1 protein-coding gene is annotated in these 266 nt (G+C 77.1%); it reads right to left on the minus strand.

Going from position 1 to position 266, the window contains the following annotated elements:
• Positions 1 to 266 (minus strand): bifunctional 2-polyprenyl-6-hydroxyphenol methylase/3-demethylubiquinol 3-O-methyltransferase UbiG (locus G3I65_RS35540; protein ID WP_160699971.1); only part of this gene is annotated, 266 nt, incomplete at both ends.

Here is a 266-nt window from a genome sequence, read left to right on the forward strand (position 1 = left end):
CCGAGACCGCGCCGCCCGGGGCGACCGCCGTGGCCAGCGCCGTCAGCACCGCCGCCGGGTCGTCGACGATCTCCAGCAGGCCGTGCGCGAGCACCAGGTCGGCCGAGCCCGCCTCGACGTGCCTGCCCAGCGCGTCGGAGTCGTCCGCGATCACCGTGATCAGGTCGGAGACGCCCTCTTCCTCGGCGCGCCGCTGCAGCGTGGCCAGCGCGTTCGGGCTCGGCTCGACCACCGTCACCCGGCAGCCCGCCGCCGCGAACGGCACC

The sequence above is a fragment of the Amycolatopsis sp. SID8362 genome (assembly GCF_010550475.1).
Taxonomy (GTDB): domain Bacteria; phylum Actinomycetota; class Actinomycetes; order Mycobacteriales; family Pseudonocardiaceae; genus Amycolatopsis; species Amycolatopsis eburnea.